Origin of the sequence: Bradyrhizobium sp. Leo170 (assembly GCF_004296405.1) — a bacterium.
In the GTDB taxonomy this organism is placed as follows: Bacteria; Pseudomonadota; Alphaproteobacteria; order Rhizobiales; family Xanthobacteraceae; genus Bradyrhizobium.
This window is the reverse complement of sequence record NZ_PSRR01000759.1, coordinates 1-996: the sequence shown is the minus strand read 5'-3', so window position 1 is coordinate 996 and position 996 is coordinate 1. Positions and strand designations below refer to the sequence as shown.

1 protein-coding gene and 1 pseudogene are annotated in these 996 nt (G+C 64.0%); both read left to right on the top strand.

Annotated features, from left to right (window positions below; translation table 11 throughout):
- Window positions 1-242 (top strand): annotated as a pseudogene (locus CWO89_RS46705) (hypothetical protein); the annotation flags it as partial.
- Between the two features lie 94 nt (window positions 243-336).
- On the top strand, window positions 337-813 hold the full coding sequence (locus CWO89_RS44535; RefSeq protein WP_130584421.1) for a UCP036055 family protein: 477 nt from the start codon (window positions 337-339) through the stop codon (window positions 811-813).
- Window positions 814-996 lie beyond the last annotated feature (183 nt).

The following is a 996-nucleotide window of genomic DNA, read 5'->3' as shown; positions in this document are numbered from 1 at the left end:
CTTCCGCGCCAGCGCGCGAAGGACCCCGCGCCGCGCTCGCCGAGCACTTCAAGGACGGACGCTTCGTCCACTCCGCCGCGCTCTTCGCACCGGACCCGACGAAGCTTTCCGAATGGCTGGCGTCCAGCATGAAGGCAGCCGATGCCGCTGAAGACCCGGATGACGTCGATGACGAAGTCGATGGCATCGCCGATGACCCAACCGAGGAAGACGTCGGGCCGTTTAGGGAAGCGGCTGAATAACAGCCGACCACATTCTTCGTCCGAACGATCTGCCGCCGCCGGCCACGCCGGCGGCGGTTCCATTTCCACGCTCGCGCAAATATGGAGGACAAAAATGTCCGCGCACAGGATTTTCGACAACGCACCAATCGGCTCGATCATCGCCTGGTCGGACGGAACGCCGCGGCCGCCGGCGCGCTTCACGAAGAAGCTCGCGGCCTGGCAGACCAGCAACAGCCGGGGCCGACTGATCAGGAAGCAGGGTGAGCGAGGCGTCGGCAACATCTCGCTCTCGGCGTCTTTCACGCTGCACGAGGCAGACTTTGGCGCCGGCGGTATCACCGCGATCCGCGTGCACCGGACGTTCTCGCTGGATTCGAAGCTCGACTTCGCAATCGTCGAACGTCCGGCCATCGGGTCGGTCCGCGTGTTCGACCGTGCGGGTGACGGCGCCGAGCTCGTCCATCTCGCGACCAACGAGGCCGACGCGAACGAGTGGCTGACGCGCCACGGCTATCCAAACGCCGTGCGCGAAGAGGTGACGGCCGACGAGGTCGGGGCTGACATCATCGAGGGGAGGACTGCGGCATGAATCCGTCTTCTCCCGCTTGCATAGACAGCGATGCCCCCCCCGGATTTCCGGCTATTTGATGCACACATCTTTGTTGCGAAGATCGGCGAAGACTGATTCCCTGGCGGGAGGTAGTCTTGTGGAGAACGGTCTTATGTCGATGGAGGTGGGGCTGGGGCGATTTGGCGATCGTCGCCTGGAAAA